Origin of the sequence: Pelomonas sp. BJYL3 (genome assembly GCF_027257975.1) — a bacterium.
GTDB lineage: Bacteria > Pseudomonadota > Gammaproteobacteria > Burkholderiales > Burkholderiaceae_C > Roseateles_B > Roseateles_B flavus.
In genome coordinates, this window is sequence record NZ_JANZKX010000016.1 from 1 (window position 1) to 3,398 (window position 3,398).

Here is a 3,398-nt window from a genome sequence, read left to right on the forward strand (position 1 = left end):
GTTCAGCACCAGCCGCGCCACCCCGCGCTGCCTCACCTGCACGCCCTTGGGCGTGCCCGTGGAGCCGGAGGTGTACATCACATAGGCCAGGTCCTCTCCTCGGCCCTGCTGACCCACTGCTTGCGCCGGCCACTGGGCCAGCGCCTCCTCGTCCACGTCCAGCCGGCTCAGCCCTGCCAGCTCCTGCGCCAGCGCCTGGCCGCTGCGCGCCAGCACACGCCTCGCCCCGCAGTCCTGCGCCATCAGCGCCTGCCTGGCCCCGGGCAGCACCTCGTCCAGCGGCACATACGCCCCGCCTGCCTTGAGCACCCCCAGCTGCGCCACCACCAGCTCCACGCTGCGACCCAGCGACAGCGCCACGCATTCACCCTGCGCCAGCCCTTGCGCCTGCAGCGCCTGCGCCAGCCGGTCCGACCACGCGTCCAGCTGCGCATAGCTCAGCGTGCGTTCCCCGGCCTGCACGGCCACCGCCTGCGGCCGGGCCTGCACTTGCCGGGCGAACAGCGCCGCCAGACCCTCCTCGCGCGGGTACTCCCGCTGCGACACGCCCCAGCCCAGCAGCTGCTCGCGCTCCTGCGAAGGCAGCATGGGCAGCTGACTGACCATGCATTGGCCGTCGTCCACCATGCCCTGCAGCAGGGTCAGCAGATAGCCGGCATAGCGTTGCACCGTGCCTGCCTCGAACAGGTCATGGCTGAAGGTGATACCGCCCTCCAGGGCGCCACCGGTGTCATTGAGCGACAGCAGCAGGTCGAAATGCGCGCTCGACTGCTCCAGTGCAATCGCCGACAGCGTGCCGCCGGGGAGCCGCATTTCCTCTCCGCCCGGGGTGTTGTCCAGGGCAAACATCACCTGGAACACCGGGGTGTGGCCCAGGCTGCGAACGGGCTTGAGCACCTCCACCACCTGCTCGAAAGGCAGGTCCTGATGGGCATAGGCCTGCAGCACGGCGTCCTTGACCTGCCCCATCCAGCCCGCCAAGGTCATCTGCGGCTCCACATGGACGCGCAGGGCCAGGGTATTGGCGAAGAAGCCGATCAGCGGCTCGAGCTCGACGCGGTTGCGATTGGCCACAGGCGTCCCGATCACCACGTCCTGCTGGCCGCTCAGCCGCGACAGCAGCGCAGCCCAGGCCGCCAGCAAAGTCATGAACAGGGTGACCCCGTGACGCTTGGCGAGGGAACGCAGGTTCTGCGCCAACTCCGGCGACAGCGTGATCGGCATGAAGCCGCCGTCGTGGCTTTTCACGGCCGGCCTTGGATGGTCGCCCGGAAGTTCCAGCAGCGCAGGGGCATCCTTGAGATAGCTGCGCCAGAAGCCGATCTGACGCTCCAGGGCATCGCCCTGCAGCCAGTTGCGCTGCCAGACCGAAAAGTCCGGGTACTGCACAGACAGTGACGGGAGGCCATGAGCACGGCCTTCGCTGAGGGCGGCGTAGATCTCCGCCAGTTCCTTCATCAGCACGCCCATGGACCAGCCATCGGAGACGATGTGGTGCTGGGTCAGCACAATCACGTGCCGATCGGCAGCAAGGCGCAGCAGTTGCCCGCGCGCCAGCGGCCCGCTGGCAAGGTCGAAAGGCATCACCATTTCTTCAGCGGCAGCCGCCCGGACACCTTCTCGCTGCTGATCCGGCGCCTGCTGGCTCAGGTCGCGTTCGCGCAAGGTGAAGCCAACATCGGGCGCCTGAAGCGACTGTCGGGGCTCTCCGTCAATCGAGACAAAAACCGTCCGCAGGCTTTCATGGCGGGCCACGATCTGATCCAGCGCTGCGCGCAGTGCCGGAACGTCCAGCTGGCCATCGAACTGGAAGGCCGCCGTCAGGTGGTAGGCCTTGCTGGCCTCGGGGTCCATCTGGTCCACGAACCACAGCCGCCATTGCGGCCACGACAGAGGCAAGGGTTCGGTACGGCTCACCGTCGGGATGCTTGCCGCCGCCTCAGGGAGCTGGCCGGCTGGCGCACCTTGCGACTTGCGCAGGCGACGCAGCACGAGTTCGAGTTTCTTGGCGTCGAGTTCGCTGTGCAGGAGATTCGTCATGACTGCTTCTATGAATTTGATGTCGTCTGGATCTGAGAGAGAGGGCCCGGCATCAGGCCTCGTCGGCGTCCTGTGCCAGCAGCGCGGCGATCTCTTCTTCAGAGAGACCTTCCAGTTGTGCCATGGCCTGGGCGATGTCCTGTGCCTCGTACTGAGCGGCACTGGCCTGGAGCACGGCATGAGCCAGCTCGGTCAGGCTTGGCGTGTCAAAGAGGGTGGACAGCGGCAGTTCGACGCCGAAGGTCACACGCATCCGCGACATGAGCTGCACCGCCATCAGCGAGTGCCCGCCCAGCTCGAAGAAGTTGTCGTGGCGGCCCACGCGCTCCAGCTGCAGCAGCTCGGCCCAGAGGGCCGCGAGCGTGGCCTCCACCTCGCCTTGCGGCGCCTCGTAGGCGCGCCGGCTCCAGGCCTGCTCATCCGGCGCCGGCAGTGCCTTGCGGTCCAGCTTGCCGTTGGGGTTCAGCGGCAGCGATGCCAGCTGCACACAGGCCGCCGGCACCATATAGCTGGGCAGCGTGGCCTCGGCCTGCGCCCGCAGCTGCTCGGCGCTGGCCGTGCCCGTGTAGTAGGCCACCAGGCGCTTGTCGCCCGGCTGGTCCTCGCGGGCCAGCACCACCACGTCACCGGCTTCCTCCGCACCCAGCGCGGCCAGCTTGGCCTCGATCTCCCCCAGCTCGATCCGGAAGCCCCGGATCTTCACCTGGAAGTCATTGCGTCCCAGGTACTCCAGCGTCCCGTCCGCCAGCCAGCGGCCCAGGTCTCCGGTCTTGTACATGCGGGCGCCGGCCTCCTCGCTGAAGGGGTCCGCCACGAAGCGTTCCTCGGTCAGCTGCGGCTGGTGCAGATAGCCCCGGCCCACGCCCACCCCGGCCACGCAGATCTCTCCCACCACGCCCAGCGGCAGCAGCTGCTGGCGCTCGTCCAGCACGTACATCTGCGTGTTGCGCACCGCTCGGCCCAGCGGCACCACCTCGTCCACCCCGTGCTCTGGCGACAGCGCCTGCCAGGCCACCACGTCCGCGCATTCCGTCGGCCCGTAGTTGTTCACCACCTGCGGCCTGGGCTGTGCCATCTGCTGCAGCCGGCCCACCTGGATCGGCTCCCCGCCCAGCATCACCCGGCTCAGCCGGCTCAGGCTGCCTCGCCCCTGGTCCGCCTCGATCAGCGCATGGAAGGCGCTGGGCGCCAGGTTCAGCCACCTCGGCCCCTGCTGCTCGATCTGTTCCAGCAAGCCCTGCGCATCGAAGGGCTCCACCCCCAGGTGCACGCAGCCCCCCACCAGCAGCGGCGCCAGCAGGTTCTTCTGCGTCAGGTCGAAGCTGTGCGAGCTCGCCACCAGCACACCGTCCCCCTCC

Annotated in this window: 2 protein-coding genes; both read right to left on the bottom strand. The window is 68.4% G+C overall.

Going from position 1 to position 3,398, the window contains the following annotated elements:
* Positions 1-2,040 (bottom strand): condensation domain-containing protein (locus O9Y01_RS23055; RefSeq protein WP_332108767.1); only part of this gene is annotated, 2,040 nt, incomplete at its 3' end.
* Between the two features lie 52 nt (positions 2,041-2,092).
* On the bottom strand, positions 2,093-3,398 hold a 1,306-nt coding region (locus tag O9Y01_RS23060), incomplete at its 5' end, for an AMP-binding protein (protein ID WP_269633995.1).